Source organism: Burkholderia sp. WSM2232 (assembly GCF_000472545.1).
Classification (GTDB): Bacteria; Pseudomonadota; Gammaproteobacteria; order Burkholderiales; family Burkholderiaceae; genus Paraburkholderia.
Window position 1 is genome coordinate 435,624 of sequence record NZ_KI421432.1, and the last position, 14,540, is coordinate 450,163.

The following is a 14,540-nucleotide window of genomic DNA, read 5'->3' on the forward strand; positions in this document are numbered from 1 at the left end:
GTGGCGCCCGTTCAGCGCGCTTCGATCACATGTTCCTGCGCACGCGCAATCAGCCAGCTTTCGCGCAGAAGGCGGCGGACTTCCGCGGCCACGTCGGCGTCGAGCGTAGCCGGGTACTTGGCAGTCACCGCGAAAATCTCGAAGCAGGACCGATCCGCCGATGGAAACGGCCCGAGCAGATCGCCCACCGCGGCATTGAAAATCTTCGCCTCGATGTCGGGCTTCAACGAGCCGCGCAATACCTTGCCGATCACACCGCCCGCCTCGCGCGTATCGGCAATGGAATGCTCGCGCGCCATGTCGGCGAAGCTATCGGGATCGTCGTGCAAATACGAGATCATTTCCTTCGCCTTGCCTTCGCTGTCGAGCACGATGTGGCTCACTTCGATCGCGTCGAACTTGGGGGAGTTCAGCGCGAAGTAATCGCGAACCGCCGCCTCGTTGCCGACCTGGTCGAGCATCTTCTCCTGATACAGCCCATCCGTAATGAACGCCTCGAATTCGTCAAGGCTCACGTTGAGCACGTCGAGATACTGGTTCATGTCCGTCGCGCGGTGCAGGCCACGCACGCGGCGAAACTGATCGGCACGCTCCTGGATTTCGTCGGCGCTAACGACAATGCCCTGCTTCTTCGCCGCATGCACGGTCAGTTTGTCGCGCACGATCTGCTCGATGAGGCTTTCGAACTGGCCAGTCAGTTTCAGAAGACGAATGAACTCGGCCACATCCACGACTTCATCGTCTATTCTCACTATCGCGGTCATGTTGTCCGCTCCTTTGGTTAATGTGTGATTCGCGCGATCAGCCCGCCACCTGCCTGAAAGGATCGAGGCCCAGGTCGATCAGCCGGCGCTCGCGCACCACGATTTCCGCGCTCGCCGTCATGCCGTAACGCAATGGATAGCGAGCGCCGGCAATCTCGTAGTAGTTTTTATCGAGAATGACGCGGCCCTCATACACCGGCTGCTTGCTCTGCAACGAGGGCTTGGTCGCGGGCGAAATATAGACGAGGGTGCCGCCAATCAGTCCATAGCGCTGATACGGGAACGCGTTGAATTTCAGCTTGACCGGCAGTCCCTCGTGCAGGAACGCGCGGTCGTGTTCGGCAATTTCTATCTTCAACACCGGCTTGGCGTCTTTCGGCGCAATGCCTCCAAGCGGTGAGTTCGCCTGAATCTTGTCGCCGCGCTGTGTCGATATGACATCCGTGATCACCCCTGATACCGGCGCCAGAATCAGCAGGAAATTGTCCTTGTCGATGTTCTCGAAACGGATTCGGGCCGCGGCTTCCGATACGAGCCGTGCGCTTTGCAGTTGCAGGCGCAACTTGTCTTCCGCATCCGTAATGTCGCGCACGGCGGCGTCGTATTGAAGCTGCAGCTCGGTAGCTTGCTGCCCGCTCGTTTCCAGCTCCGCATTCGCCTTGGCGTATTCGTGACTCAAACGGAAGTCCAGCTCGGCAAGCTTCGATTGCGCGACACGGTACGCGTTGTCTGCTTCCATTGCCGCCGTTCGCTTTTGCTCCACCTGCAATTCGGCAATCCCGCCGCCGCCTGGCTGCGCAAATAGCCGCGAATAGCGGTCGAGTTCCTGGCGCGCCGCCTCGCGCACGCGCCGTGCGTTGTCGAGTACGCTGCGCGCTTCGTCGAGTTCGGCTTTCTGCCCTTCAGCGAGCTTGGTCGTGCCCTCGGACACGCGGTTCTCGTGCAAACGGGCTTCCACTTCCATTTGCGCCTTCAATGCAGCGGCCTTTCGCTCCATGAGCGCTTTCTTCTGCGGGAACTGCTTCCAGTCGCGCTCTGCATCTTCCAGTTTCAGCTGCGCCTGCAACGCATTGCTGGCCGCCTCGATGGCGCCGCGCGCATTCAGTCGCGCGAGTACATCGCCTTTCGACACGGGCTGGCCTTCCGCGATATAGAGGTCCGCAAGTTCGCCGTCGATAGGCGCATAAATGCGGCGCACCTCTGATTCGGGCGAAAGCGTGCCTTGTGCGCTGACGATCACATCGGCACGGCCCACGAACGACCACAGCAAACCCGCCACCACCAGAGCGACCATCGCCCATATCAGCGCGCGCGCAATCCGCACCGGCTCTGCGGTGAGTATCGCAATGCCTTCGACGCTATGGTCTTCCAGCGCCTCAGCCAGCGTTCTAGGGTGACTGTCGCGTTTCACTCTGCTCGCCTCCAATCAACGCCAGCTTCGCTTTCAGAAGCGCGGGGTCCAGCACCATGCGCAACTCGGTCAGCGAGCGGCGCTGCAAAGTTGTTTCTGCTTCGATATCTGCAAGCAGGCGGTCAAAGTCCGCGGGATGGTCCGCTTTCAGCTGCGAATAGATGCGCATGCCCTGTTGCGCGGACGCCTGAGCATCGGACAGCAGGCGCGCTTCGTTGCGAAAGCCCGGCGAAATTCCCGCTTCCAGCCGCTGCGTGCCGCCAATCGGACCGCTCGCGCGATACTGCTTCCACAGGCTCTGTGCGCGCAGCATCAGGTCTTGCGCACGCGAAAGCGCTTTATCGTGCAGCGCCGCGACGTCCTTCTCGATGGCCCGCGCGAACCACACGTCCGTCGACGGATCGAGGCTCGCATAGAAAGACAGCAGACGCTGGTCATAATCCTTGCCGCCGCGCGTTTTCTGCAGGTCGCTGTATTGATCGAGCAGCGCTTTCTTGTGCGCCGCTTCGGCGGCGAGTACATCGGACCAGGGCCCAGCGGGCATCGACTGCAATCCCGCCAGCGCCCGTTGCGCGTCGCCGCGCTGCCATGCAGCGGCAATTGCGTCGTGGCGGCGGACCACATCGTCCGACGGTAAACGAGTCGCGGCGAGTTGCCGGTATTGCGCCTGAAACGGCGGCGTGCCGAACCGCGCGGTCTTCATCAGCGCGAGCAAGGTGCTCAATTGACGACCGAGCGCGGCCTCCAGCAGAGCCGTGTATTGGCGCAAATCGTCGCGCACCTGATCGAGGCCCGCGAGACGCGGGTAGCGTTGCGCATAGTCGTCAAGTACGGACGGCAGCGCGGCCGGCTTGTCGCGCGCCAACTCGGTGCGAATGGTGCCGTCAAGCCGTGTTATGGCGGCCAGATACACTGAATCGTCGCTTTCGAGCTTGCGCAGATGACTCATGGCCTGCGCATACGGCTCCGCAAAAACGGGTACATACGAGGCGATTCTGTCGAGCGCGCGCTGGTGACTCTGCGAATCGTCGTGCCACCGTTGCAGCAGGCCGTCGATTGCCGCCTCGTCGCGATACATGCGGATCGGCGCCTCCACGCCGCCGCGCCCGGCAATGAAGCGTTCGAGATCGCCCACCCATTGCAATTCGCCCAATAGCGACGCGGCGTCGGCATTGTTCGCGGTCGACGACTTCATGTCCGCAAGCAGCGCGTCGGCCTGCTCGAACTGCGCCTTTTGCAGTGCATTGAGCCAGCCTGGAAGCTTCGCCTTAAGGAGCGCTTCGCTCGCCAGTGCACTGACTTTCGTATCCGCCGGATGGCTCGCCAGATAGCTCCTGGCCGATTGCACCGCGCTCGTATAGTCGCCGCTCGCGAGCAGGTTCTTCAGTTCGCGCTCGGACGAACCGCGCAAGTACAGCGTCAATGCGCCAGCGCCCAGTAATACGACGCCAACGCCGCCCCATAGCGCGATTTTCCGCGTGTTTGCGCGCTGGTCGCCTGCGAATGCTTTACTCAGTTCGCTTGCTACAAGACGCCAGCGGCGCTGCTTGCGCCTCGTCGCGCCAGCAGCGCGGCCGCTTTTCGACCCGTCGGCGGCGCTGGCGCGGGCGGCACCGCCATTCGCACTCTTTGCTGCATTCGCAGCCGTCGCTGTCGACGGCGCGTGTCTTGCTTGCACCGACGCCGCATGTGCCGCCTCATTGATTTCGTCTTCGCGTTGCCGCGCCGGATCAACGCAGAAGATGTCGAGAAACGAATTCGCTGCGCCAACGAAGGTGGTCTTGTCGGCGTCGGCGGCATCGGCGGCGGCGGGATCGAGCAACAGTTGCGTCACGGTCGGCTCGGCTTCAGGGGGTTTGTGCAGCGTCATCCTGTAGACGAAGTGGTCGCCGCCAAATGCAACCACATCGCCATCCACCAGCGGCTGGGCGGATTCGTCAAGACGTTTCCCGCCGACGAACGTGCCGTTCGTGCTGCCGAGATCTTCCAGGTAAAGCTCGTTGCCCTTCAGAAAGATGTGCGCGTGCCGACGCGAGATATAGTTGACCTGATGCGGATAGCGGTCTTTGTAGCGCGAAAATACCTGATCCGCCTTGCTGACGAGAAACGGAAACGCCTGCACTTCAATGGGCTGCAGCCCGAGGTCGTCGCGCTGCGGCACGAGCAGGAGACCCGGCGCACACGCGGCGTTGCTAGCCGCGACAATGCGCGCGCGCGGCTCGATGCTCACGCGATAACAGAGGTCGCCTCCAAAGCACAGTTCGTCGCCGGCCCGCACGCGGGCCGGCGTTTGCCGCACCGCGACGCCATTGACGGTGGTACCGTTCTTGCTGCCGAGGTCCGCCACGTACACCGCGCCCCGTTCGATAAAGATGCGTGCATGACGGCGCGACAGACGCGCGATGCGCTCAGCGGGGTAATCCGTGAACGGCGCTTCGCTGCGGCCGATAGCGAACAGACTATCGACAATCCGGATGGCGTCCAGCGCCGGACGCGGCCCGGACGCAAGGGGAGACAGCAGCACGTCGAAAACCGCTTCGGCTGTTGCGCGTGTCTCAGCAATCGGAATTTCGCCGTCGGCCATTTTATCCGGATCACTAATCGTTTACCCGCTGCGGCGAGAGCGCAACGGAATCAGCACGAAGGACGACGGCGATGAGATCTTGTTTTGCAGAGCCGTCCGAAACCCGGCTCCTCAAAGATTGTAAGTCACGCATAGCGAGTGTCAATTCTCAGTCGTCGGTTATCAAGCCGCGGAACGTCCGGCACGCAATGGAAAAAGACGCGGCGCGCGGCACGGCGGATTAGCTCAATGCTCCTTTACTTCCTGGTACTTTGTCGTGCTTGTGCTCTACTGCTCTTTGACTTGCGCCTGTACGTCGACACTCGGCCAGCCGCCGCCGAGCGCCTTATAGAGCAGCACTGTGTCCGACAGAATCAATTGATGATTGGCGAGTAGCGACAACTGCGCCTCCAGCAGCGTTCGCTCCGTCTCGAACACCTCGAGTTGCGACACCACGCCAAGCCGAAGTTGCGACTGGATCTGATCGGCCACGATCTGCAGACGGTCCACCTGTTGTTGCAGTTCTATCCGCTGCGCCTTATGCGCGTTCAGATTGACCAACGCGTTCTCCACCTCCTCGAACGCGCCCATTACGGTCGCGCGGTACTGCTGCTCCGCCACCGTCGACTGGGCCTGCGTTACTTTCACGTGCGCACGCACACCGGGGTCGAGAAGCGGGATGTTGATGCTGGGCATGAAGCCGTAGGTGAACGACTTCAGCAAGTCGGTCAGTGCGAAGCTCGCCGTGCCGCCGTGGCCGGTCAGGCTGATAGAGGGCAATTGCGCGAGCTTGGCCTGACCGACAAGGTCATAGGCTTCGAGCACGCGGAATTCCGCGGCCACGACATCGGGGCGCCGCGCGAGTAGCTGTGCAGGCAGGCCGTCGGGCACGCCAGGCAAGCGCACCCGCTGCTGCAAATGGCCTTTGGGCAAACGGAATTCGCCCGCCGGTACGCCGATCAGCGTGCACAGCGCGTTGTTCGCCAGATCGCGCGAGCGCCCCAATTCGAGCAGCTGATTCGTCAGCCGATTGATTTCTGCCTGCTGCCGCAATACCAGTGTCTGCGGAACAAGGCCACTGCGGCGCTGGCCTTCGTAAATGGACAGAATCTGGCGGTTGGTGACAAGCGTTTTCTGCTGCTGCTCGATCTGATCGTCGAATTGGAGAATCTGGAAATAGGTGCTCGATACGTTCGAGACGAGTTCGAGATAACCGGCACGCCAATCGGCTTCACTCGCGCGGAACTCGGCCTTCTGCGCCTGCACCCCTTTCTCTACTTTTCCCCAGATGTCGATGTCCCAGTTAACCTGGGTCGCCACGTTGTATTGCTTCGCAAACGTCTGGCCGGTGGTTTTCTGAAAGCTGGCGCCGCCGCCAAGATCCATGGTGGGGAGCGCACCCGCCCTGGCTTCGCCTATTTGCGTGCGAGCCACGTCGATACGCGCGGCCAGTACCTTGATGTCGAAGTTGCCACTGATAGCCCTGGCAATCAGCGAGTCGAGCGTGGGATCGCTGAAGCCCTTCCACCAGTCGGGCTCGATGGTGGCCGCCGCAAAGACCGGCGTGCCGTTCTGGCCGCTCCACGAGGTCTTGGCCGGCGTGTCAGGCCGCTTGTAGTCGGGCATGCTGACATCGACGCACGCGCACAAAGCGGCGGCGCCTATCGTTGCAGCGCAAAGTCCGCGCAACATCGCCAAAGCGGGGCGATTGACGAAGCGCCGAACAATCTCTGAATCAGGCAACGCTGACACGGTTTTCTCCGATGACGCCCACTTCACTGCCCGATGCAAGCGCACCATTCAAGTAAAGCATCTCCGGCGCCGCTTCACCATCGAAGCAGTGCATGAACATAGGCGTGGGAGATGTGTGATGAAGAGGTGTCGCGTGAAAAGAACGATTGATGTGCAGAGTTTTTGAGGGGACTGGCGGACGCGCGGGCCGGCAAGCTCTTGCGTCCGCCCGCGCCAGTTACGACACGAAGATGTTGTTGCTCGACGTGACGTGCGGATCGATCGTGGTCGTGACCCCGGCGACAAACGCCGCGTTGTTGCCGTTGGCGCTCTGGATGTTCATCGTCGTGCTGATCAGTTGAGTCGCATCGACCTTCTTGCTGTTGTTCGGCGCATAGACCGGCGCGAAATTCAGATACGACGACGACGGATACATGTAGCCGGTGCCGCCGCGTACGGCGCTCATCGCCTTGCTGTCGAGTTGTTCGGTGATGGACAGGTCTTTGATCATCAGCGTGTTCATGGCAAATCTCCTGAAGGGAAGGTCACAGTGTTTCGGTTGGGTTCGAGCAACTTGTCTGCTCGAGCATCACTAACGCATGGGCTGTGCCAGTTTTGCTTCAGGCTCCTAAGAAATGCGCTGGAGGGCCGTCGGCCAAGCCTTCTGGCGAAACGGCAACATCGTGACGCTGAGTGGGATGGCGATGAGTGGACATCCAGGTGATGGATTGCAGCCAACAACCGGCGCGAGATGGTTGGCTGCGGCATGACATCGGGTTGATCCGGGTCCGCGCGCGGCGTGCGCCTCACTCAACGCGCGATAACCGTGATCTTTTTCGAGTAAACCGGCGGATTGTGGGGAACGTGCATGTCGTCGCCCATCAGAAGTTGCAACGTATGCTTGCCGGGCGGCAACTGGATCATGGTTTCGGTTTCGCCCGCACCGAAATGCAGGTGATTGCGGTCCGAGGGTATCTCCTGGTCCATCGGCGGCAAGTCCACGTCGATCAGCAGATGATGATGTCCCGTGTTCGGGTACTTCACGCCCTTTGGCGCCACGCCCATATAACGCAAGCCGAACCACACGCGAAACGGTTTGTTGGCGGAAACGACCTGGCCGTCGTTCGGATAGCCGATATAGGCATAGGCACCGGAAGGCGAAGACGCCCCGGCCGCCACGGCGAAATCGGCCACGCCCCATGCCGCCGACGCCACCAGCGCCGCGATTGCGATGAGTTTGTACATGAAGGTCTCTCCGTACTCAGCAGGCCGCGTCGGATGCGCGGTACACGATAAACGCGCTAGTCTTTCTGCACGGTAATGGTGATCTTTTTCGAGTACACGGGCGGCGTATGCGGCACGTGATTGTGGTCACCAAGAATGAGTTGCAGCGTGTGCTTGCCTGGCGGCAACTCGATACGCGCATCCGTCTCGCCCGCGCCGAAATGCAGGTGATTGCGGTCCGACGGAATTTCCTGGTCGAAGGCCGGCAAGTCAGTGTCGATCAGAAGATGGTGGTGCCCGCAGTTGGGAAAACCGACGCCTTTCGGGCACACACCCATATTGCGCAAGCCCATGCGCACCCAGAGCTTGCCGCCGTGAATCACGGCGCCGTCGGACGGCCAGATGATGTACTCCTCCGCGCCGGCGGGCGATGCAGTGGTGTCCGCGAATGCCGGCAGTGGCAGCGCGGCGCAGGCAAGCGCCACGGCTAACAGTGTCCGCGAAGCCGCGCGCACTGCGCACCGCCGCGACATGACCTTGAAACTGGAGTGGGGGACAGCAGGGACGTTGGTTCTTCGCATGGCGCACTCTCCCGAAGAGCGGTCGTGACCACCTCGACTGCACAGGCAGCCGGGGCGATGGTGCTGCGATCGCGGGTGCGCGGGATGCGGCAGCCGCGTAGTTAAAACGACTGTGCCGCGTTGCTTTGTGAACCAGCTTAGGACGTAACTTGCGAAAAAGATACGCCACACTCGTTAACCGTATGGCGCACCCGGTGAAAGTGTTGGTTGTGGCCCGCCACGCGCGTGCTATGTTTGTTGATACGTTGCAACGCGGACAGCCGAACGCGCGTCGATACTTCGCCCTCTCCCGCGCCGCGGTATCGGCAAACGGCAACGAACAGCGGCGAAAGCGCGGTGCCCGGATGCCTATGTTCTGTCCGGAACAAACAGGATGCGAAGATGTGGCGAATATTCCTGCTGATGTGGATGGCCGGGGCCATTCTGGTGAATTGCGACACTGCATTTGCCGTGGCTGCGCGCGAGAGCACGGGCGCGGCGCATTCGGCCGCCCGGGCTGAGGAAGCCACCGCACCGTTCGTAAGTTTCCCACCATTGACACCGATGGCGCCGTTAGCACCGAACACACCGATGCAGGCTGGTGCTGCGCGTATCGCACTGGTTATCGGCAACGGTGCCTATGGTCCGCATGATCGCAGTGGCGGCGATCCGGCGGACATCATCGAGCAGAACGCGCCGCGCGACGCGCATGCGCTAGCGCACCGGCTAACTGCGCTCGGCTACGAGGTGACGCTGCTTGCGGACGCAACGTCGCTGCAAATGCAGCGTGCGATCGGCGAATTCCGCGAGCGCCTGCGTGCGGGCGGTGTGGGCCTTTTCTATTTCGCCGGTCACGGCATGCGCATCGGCACGCAAACGTTATTGATTCCCGCCGGGCTCGATATGCGTTCGCCAGCCTCGCCGATTCGCGAGGGCATCGACCTGGATAACGTCTTGCAGGCAATGCACGCGTCGGGCAACGGTGGACTCAATATCGCAATTGTCGATACCTGTCTCGACAATCCGTTCTCGGGCGACGTTGTCGCCGGCGCGGCCGCACTTCCGCCGCGCACGCTCGTTGCCTATGCAACGGCGCGCGGCGGCTTTGCAGCGGACGGCATGCGCCACGGCATCTATACGCATGCGTTGCTGCGCGCGCTCGACGAGACACCCACACAGCCGCTAATGAGTCTGTTTGCGAGCGTTGCGTCGCAAGTACGACTTGCGACGGGCGGGGCGCAGCAACCGTGGATTGCATCGTCATTGCCTGTTGCACCGGCTTTGGCACGCAGCACTCCCGTTGTATCTGCCGGACCGGTTGCGCATGAAGAGACTGTGGTGGCCCTGCACAGCCGGGGCATATTGCCGAAGGACAGCAGCGAACAATACGAAATCACCTTCTGGAATTCGATCAAGGACAGCAATTACCCCGCAGACTACGAAGCGTATTTGAAGGCGTATCCGAACGGGCGCTTCGCCACGCTCGCCCACGCGCGCATCGATCGCCTGCGGGCGGCGGCATCGAACGCAGCCGCTCCCGGCGCAGCGACGCCGCAGGCGTCCCCACCGCCGACACCGCCGCAGCAGTCAGCGCGGCCGGCGACATCCACCGCATCTGCACCTGGCGCGCCCGCGGCCTCCGCGACGCCGGATCGTCAGCGCGCCGGGTCGGCACCGCCTGCCGCAAGCATTACCTCGCCCTCCGCACCGTCCGCGCCGCCGGTGCCTGTGGCCGCACAAAAACCCGCTTCACGCGCTCCGGCTGCAGGCGAAAGCCGCGACTGCGCCGCCTGCCCAATCATGATCGCGCTGCCCGCAGGTTCCTTCTCGATGGGCAGCAACAGCGACGACCCGTCCGAGAAGCCCGTTCATCACGTGACGATTGGTGCGCCGTTCGCTATCGGCAAATATGAAGTGACCGTCGAGCAGTGGAACGCATGTGTAGCGGCCAATGCCTGTCCGAAGCTCACGCCCGAAACGAACGCCAACAAGGCAGCACCGGCGCGCGACCTGAGTTGGGACGACGCGCAGCAGTACGTGAAGTGGCTCAGCAAAACGACGGGCAAACCGTACCGGTTGCCCACCGAGGCCGAGTGGGAGTACGCGATACGCGGCGGCACCACGACCGCTTACTGGTGGGGCGACCAGATGCGCAAGGGCAACGCCAATTGCAAGGATTGCGGCGAACCGTGGCACAAGGAAGGCCCCGAAGCCGCGGGCTCGTTCGCGGCGAACCCATACGGCCTGTATGACATGAACGGAAGCGTGTGGGAATGGACTGCCGATTGCTGGCACAACTCGTATCAGTCCGCGCCTGTCGACGGCCGCGCATGGGAAAGCCCCAGTTGCGACATGCGCGTGATTCGCGGCGGCTCGTGGCGCGAAGGTGGCGGCTACATGCTAAGCGCGACGCGCTTCAAATACAGCGCGGGCGTGCGCCAGTCGCAAGATGGTCTGCGGGTGGTCAAAGACCTGAAGTGATTCGCGGCGCAATTGACCTCCGCGCGGCGCGCGTGTCACGGCGCATGCGGCTTTGTGGTGATCGGCGCGAAGTCCGCTACGATCCGCTCGCGGCCGTATTTCGCGGCGATTTGCGCGAGACGTGTGTCGAGGGCGCGCAGATAATCGGCGCGCGGTTCGGCCTCGGGACGCGGCTTGTCGAAGAGCGGCGCGGGCGTGATCAGCAATACCACCATTTCCGAACCGAACGGCCTTGAAATGACCCAGTCGCCCGCGCTGCCGACCGTCGCCGAATAATGCGGCGGAGCCTGGTTGTCCTTCGCGCGCGGGCTCGGCACCATATGCACGACATTGCCGTCGAGCTGGTAATAGTCCAGGTTCACATACGAGTCGTAGCCGGGCGTGCTGACGTCCACTACGAGGGGATCGCCCTCGCTCAATCTGCCGCCCGGCGGACGCACCTGCAGCCCCGCAACGTGCCCCGCTTGCCAGTTCTGCACCCAGTAAGGCGCAAGCGCCTTGAGCGTGGCGCATTTGTCGTCGGCCGTGGGCTCTACGTCGAGCTTCAGTGCATCGAGGCCGGGCAGTGCGGAGAGATCCTCTTTCAGGCGCGCCACGCCATAGCGCTGCGAGACGTAGCCACGGACCGTCAACGTGTGATCCTGCGTCGCCGCCGATAACGCCGAGCAGGGCACCTGCGCAAGCGCGGGCGTGACCGCCGCGAGCGTCAGCGCGGGCTTCTGCGTGGGCGGTGCCAGGGCAACGGGCGAGCTCGCCGACGGCGCGCTGGCTGTCGTGGTGCTGCTGGCCGTTGCAATTATCGGGCTTGCACTGGTGGCGGCCGCAGTTGCAGTCGTCGCAGTTGCAGTCGCCGCACTTGCCGTTGCCGCACTTGTCGTTGTTGTCCCTGCCGTTGCTGCGTTCGTCGGCGCCCGGCTCCCGCTCGCCGCGCTGTCGCTGCCACCCGCCACCGCAGACACGGTCTCACTTCCCTGCACCGACGACGAAGCCACCTCCCCCACACGCTGTTGCGAAGCACCCGCCGCCACCTCGGCTTCGGCATGCCGGTTAGGCGCCGCGCGCCACGCGAACACCCCCACAGCGGCCGAGCAGATCACCGCAAATCCTGCGAGCCCGGCCTTTGCCAACGTTCCCGACTTCTCCGCGCGAGCCTCGTTGTCGAATTCGGCGATGAAGCGCGCCACGCTCGGCATGCGCGTCGCGCGGTCAAACGAAAGCGCGGCCCGCAATGCGCGCCACTGCCGCGCATTGAGGTTGGACGGACGCTGCGGCTTGAATTCCGCGTTGCGCGCCTGGGTGGCGGACAGCCGGTCAAACGGATGATGTCCAGTCAGCAGTTCATACGTGATGCAGCCAAGCGCATAGATGTCGTCGCGCGGATCGGGCTCGCGATGCTCGATCATCTCGGGGCTCGCATAAGCAGGCGTCAGCGCGCCCAGGCTGCCCGGATCGAAAACGGTTGCATCGCTCTCTTCTTCCGGCCGTTGAAATACGCGAGCAATGCCGAAGTCGATTACCTTCACCTCGGCATTCGTCGTGAGAAACACGTTGGCGGGTTTGAAGTCGCAGTGCACAAAGCCGCGTTCATGCGCATACGCGAGCGCGCTGCACATGCCGCGCACGATAGGCAGCGCGGCTCGAACCGGCATGCCCTGATACCCCGGCGTGCGCAGCAGTTGACTGAGCGGCTTGCCCGACAGGTACTCCATGGTCAGATAGACGATGGGCCCGTCGCGGTCGAAGTCGTACACGGTGATGATGTTGCGATGCGCGAGCACCTGCGCCTTGCGCGCCTCGCGCTGCAAGGCAACGAGCGAATTCGGATTGCCGCGAAACTGGACGTTGAGCACCTTGATCGCGAGATACGGCTTGCGGTCCGACGCCTCGAGTTTGCGCAGATCGAGCGCCTTATACACCGTACCCATTCCGCCGACACCCAGACACTCTTCGAGCACGAAGCGGTTGTTCAGCGTATCGCCAATACCCTTGATCTGATCGTGCGTCCCAGTACCCGGAGAACTGGACGCGCTCGCCGGGGCACCTGCGCGCTCGCGCGCGCCCGGGACCACCGAGGGCAATTCAACCGTCGTCTGTATGCCGGTTTCTTCGCCGCCGGCCGCTACGTTCGACACGCGCAACTGCTCGATGCGTCGCCGCACTTCAATGTAAAGGTCTTCGGGCAGCGGCGCCTTGCGATGCGCCGCGCCGAGCATCTCCAGCAACTGCGTGGGACCGAGACGTTCGGTGACCAACGTGCTGTCGAGTTGAGCGACGAACTCGTCACGAGACAGCTCGCCGTTCTGGAAGTCGTGAATCACACGCGCAAGGCTAGCCATATTGTGCGAAGTGCCGCCGCTGCCGTAGACCCGTTCGCTTGCGATCAGGGTCGCTCCGGCCGATAGGAAAGCTGTCGTAACCAGTTACATGTGCCGCTTCGATACTAGCTCCCACCCTGTGCTTTCGCAAACCAGGATTGCCCCGCGCGAGGCATGCCGTGCGCCTGTTGCAGGTGATCCAACAGTATCCGGCGCGTTGTCGGGCGCACGCCACCATCCGGCGCGAGCATCGCGCGTTCAGCGGATAGAACGGAATCCGCCACAGCAGGCTGCAAGCCTTGCGGGGCAAGGCTCCGCCAACTTTATTAGGAACCTTGAATAAATCTGGCACAGGCCGTGCGTTAGTGACGCTCGAGCAGACAAGTTGCTCGAACCCAAGCGCAGAACCGTAACCTTCCCTTTCAGGAGACTCACCATGAACACGCTGATGATCAAAGACCTGTCCATCACCGAACAACTCGACAGCAAGGCAATGAGCGCCGTGCGCGGCGGCTTCGGCCCCTCCACGTCGTACTTCAACTTCAGCCCGGTCTACGCGCCCGACTACAGCAAGAAAGTCAACGCGACGCAACTGATCAGCAACGAGCTCAACATCCAGAACGCCAACGGCAACAACGTTGCTTTCGCCGCCGGCATCAGCTCGACGCTCAACCCGTCGGTCACCTCGAGCAACAACATCCACATGTAATGTGCGACGCGGCGAAGCGGCCGCCGTTGCGGGCCGTTTCGCCTCGCGCGAGGCGCCTCCTTTTTCCCTACACCTTTGGAGCGACACCATGTCATCTCTCATGATTTGCGATCTTTCCTGTACCCGCGAACTCGACCGCCGCGCCATGTCGGCGGTCTCGGGCGGCACCGGCAGCGGCGTGCCGGGCGTGCCTTCGGTAAGCGGCCTGAGCGGCATTGCCAATGTCAACGTCTCGGTGAACCAGAACCTCAACCAGCTGCAATACGTCAACGTCGCGGCGTTGAACAACGTGGGCGTGATCGGCGCCGGCATGGTTCCTCTGCACCTGAACGTCAGCCCTGCCCTGTGGGCGTCCAACACCGCTGTCGTGTGACGGCGTGCAGTAGCGAAGGACCGGGGGCTTCCCTACTGCCGCCTCGCCCGATCCGGCAGGCAGCTTGAAAACAGATTTCCTATACTCATAGTGCGACGAGACCTCAGTACACTTGACGACACCCGCGAGCGCGAACCGGACCATCGCACCGGTGCATCGCTCCGCTTTCCCGGCGAATACATCATGGCCAAGCTTCTTATCAAAGACCTCGCGGACAGCGTCGAACTCGACCGTGAGGCAATGGCCGCCATTGTCGGCGGCGCACGCATCGGCGCACGACTGACAAGCGCCGCGCCGCTCGTGCCGGCCTCGGCGCGGGTTGTCGAATACCCACCCGGCTTTCCGGCCGCGCATCGGACCATCGCGAAAGTGGCCGCAACTCGTAACACACGGCGCAGCTGAATCCGCA

General features: G+C 62.6%; 12 protein-coding genes. 4 read left to right on the top strand and 8 right to left on the bottom strand.

What is annotated here, in order from left to right; all coding sequences use genetic code 11:
- Positions 1–11 precede the first annotated feature (11 nt).
- From F757_RS0131755 to F757_RS0131790, 7 genes are all read right to left on the bottom strand, one after another.
- Positions 12–764: a peptidylprolyl isomerase gene (locus F757_RS0131755; protein ID WP_027214866.1), complete on the bottom strand. Its 753-nt coding sequence runs from the start codon at positions 762–764 to the stop codon at positions 12–14.
- Positions 765–801: 37 nt separating this feature from the next.
- Positions 802–2,175, bottom strand: coding sequence for an HlyD family efflux transporter periplasmic adaptor subunit (locus tag F757_RS0131760; protein ID WP_027214867.1), 1,374 nt, complete (start codon positions 2,173–2,175; stop codon positions 802–804).
- Positions 2,153–4,759: an FHA domain-containing protein gene (locus F757_RS0131765; protein WP_027214868.1), complete on the bottom strand. Its 2,607-nt coding sequence runs from the start codon at positions 4,757–4,759 to the stop codon at positions 2,153–2,155. Before F757_RS0131765 ends, F757_RS0131760 begins: the two co-directional genes overlap by 23 nt.
- Before the next feature lie 267 nt (positions 4,760–5,026).
- Complete coding sequence (locus F757_RS0131770; protein WP_035467754.1) at positions 5,027–6,430, bottom strand: efflux transporter outer membrane subunit; 1,404 nt, start codon at positions 6,428–6,430, stop codon at positions 5,027–5,029.
- A gap of 277 nt (positions 6,431–6,707) precedes the next feature.
- The gene (locus tag F757_RS0131780; protein WP_027214870.1) at positions 6,708–6,992 is read right to left on the bottom strand and encodes a hypothetical protein; all 285 of its coding nucleotides are present in this window, start codon (positions 6,990–6,992) and stop codon (positions 6,708–6,710) included.
- Between the two features lie 287 nt (positions 6,993–7,279).
- Positions 7,280–7,714, bottom strand: a complete 435-nt coding sequence (locus F757_RS0131785) for a DUF4399 domain-containing protein (protein WP_027214871.1) — start codon at positions 7,712–7,714, stop codon at positions 7,280–7,282.
- A gap of 56 nt (positions 7,715–7,770) precedes the next feature.
- A complete protein-coding gene (locus F757_RS0131790) occupies positions 7,771–8,274 on the bottom strand; it encodes a DUF4399 domain-containing protein (RefSeq protein ID WP_027214872.1) in 504 nt (167 codons plus the stop codon).
- Between the two features lie 381 nt (positions 8,275–8,655).
- Between F757_RS0131790 and F757_RS0131795 the strand changes: the two genes are divergently transcribed.
- Positions 8,656–10,734, top strand: coding sequence for an SUMF1/EgtB/PvdO family nonheme iron enzyme (locus F757_RS0131795; RefSeq protein WP_027214873.1), 2,079 nt, complete (start codon positions 8,656–8,658; stop codon positions 10,732–10,734).
- A 35-nt stretch (positions 10,735–10,769) separates the two neighbouring features.
- On the opposite strand, the gene F757_RS0131800 is transcribed toward F757_RS0131795, so the two are convergent.
- Positions 10,770–13,070 carry a serine/threonine protein kinase gene (locus tag F757_RS0131800; RefSeq protein ID WP_027214874.1) on the bottom strand — a complete coding sequence of 767 codons (2,301 nt, stop codon included), beginning with the start codon at positions 13,068–13,070 and terminating at the stop codon, positions 10,770–10,772.
- A gap of 415 nt (positions 13,071–13,485) precedes the next feature.
- Between F757_RS0131800 and F757_RS0131805 the strand changes: the two genes are divergently transcribed.
- From F757_RS0131805 to F757_RS0131815, 3 genes are all read left to right on the top strand, one after another.
- Positions 13,486–13,758, top strand: coding sequence for a hypothetical protein (locus F757_RS0131805; protein WP_027214875.1), 273 nt, complete (start codon positions 13,486–13,488; stop codon positions 13,756–13,758).
- Between the two features lie 88 nt (positions 13,759–13,846).
- Positions 13,847–14,131 carry a hypothetical protein gene (locus F757_RS0131810; protein WP_027214876.1) on the top strand — a complete coding sequence of 95 codons (285 nt, stop codon included), beginning with the start codon at positions 13,847–13,849 and terminating at the stop codon, positions 14,129–14,131.
- 183 nt (positions 14,132–14,314) lie between these two features.
- Positions 14,315–14,533, top strand: coding sequence for a hypothetical protein (locus tag F757_RS0131815; protein ID WP_027214877.1), 219 nt, complete (start codon positions 14,315–14,317; stop codon positions 14,531–14,533).
- Positions 14,534–14,540 lie beyond the last annotated feature (7 nt).

What these genes read in the sequence shown, in the direction of transcription:
- F757_RS0131785 (WP_027214871.1), bottom strand. Translation starts at nt 7,714, where the DNA reads ATGTACAAACTCATCGCAATCGCGGCGCTGGTGGCGTCGGCGGCATGG.
- F757_RS0131770 (WP_035467754.1), bottom strand. Translation starts at nt 6,430, where the DNA reads ATGTTGCGCGGACTTTGCGCTGCAACGATAGGCGCCGCCGCTTTGTGC.
- F757_RS0131810 (WP_027214876.1), top strand. Translation starts at nt 13,847, where the DNA reads ATGTCATCTCTCATGATTTGCGATCTTTCCTGTACCCGCGAACTCGAC.
- F757_RS0131805 (WP_027214875.1), top strand. Translation starts at nt 13,486, where the DNA reads ATGAACACGCTGATGATCAAAGACCTGTCCATCACCGAACAACTCGAC.
- F757_RS0131765 (WP_027214868.1), bottom strand. Translation starts at nt 4,759, where the DNA reads ATGGCCGACGGCGAAATTCCGATTGCTGAGACACGCGCAACAGCCGAA.
- F757_RS0131755 (WP_027214866.1), bottom strand. Translation starts at nt 764, where the DNA reads ATGACCGCGATAGTGAGAATAGACGATGAAGTCGTGGATGTGGCCGAG.
- F757_RS0131815 (WP_027214877.1), top strand. Translation starts at nt 14,315, where the DNA reads ATGGCCAAGCTTCTTATCAAAGACCTCGCGGACAGCGTCGAACTCGAC.
- F757_RS0131795 (WP_027214873.1), top strand. Translation starts at nt 8,656, where the DNA reads ATGTGGCGAATATTCCTGCTGATGTGGATGGCCGGGGCCATTCTGGTG.
- F757_RS0131800 (WP_027214874.1), bottom strand. Translation starts at nt 13,070, where the DNA reads ATGGCTAGCCTTGCGCGTGTGATTCACGACTTCCAGAACGGCGAGCTG.
- F757_RS0131790 (WP_027214872.1), bottom strand. Translation starts at nt 8,274, where the DNA reads ATGCGAAGAACCAACGTCCCTGCTGTCCCCCACTCCAGTTTCAAGGTC.
- F757_RS0131780 (WP_027214870.1), bottom strand. Translation starts at nt 6,992, where the DNA reads ATGAACACGCTGATGATCAAAGACCTGTCCATCACCGAACAACTCGAC.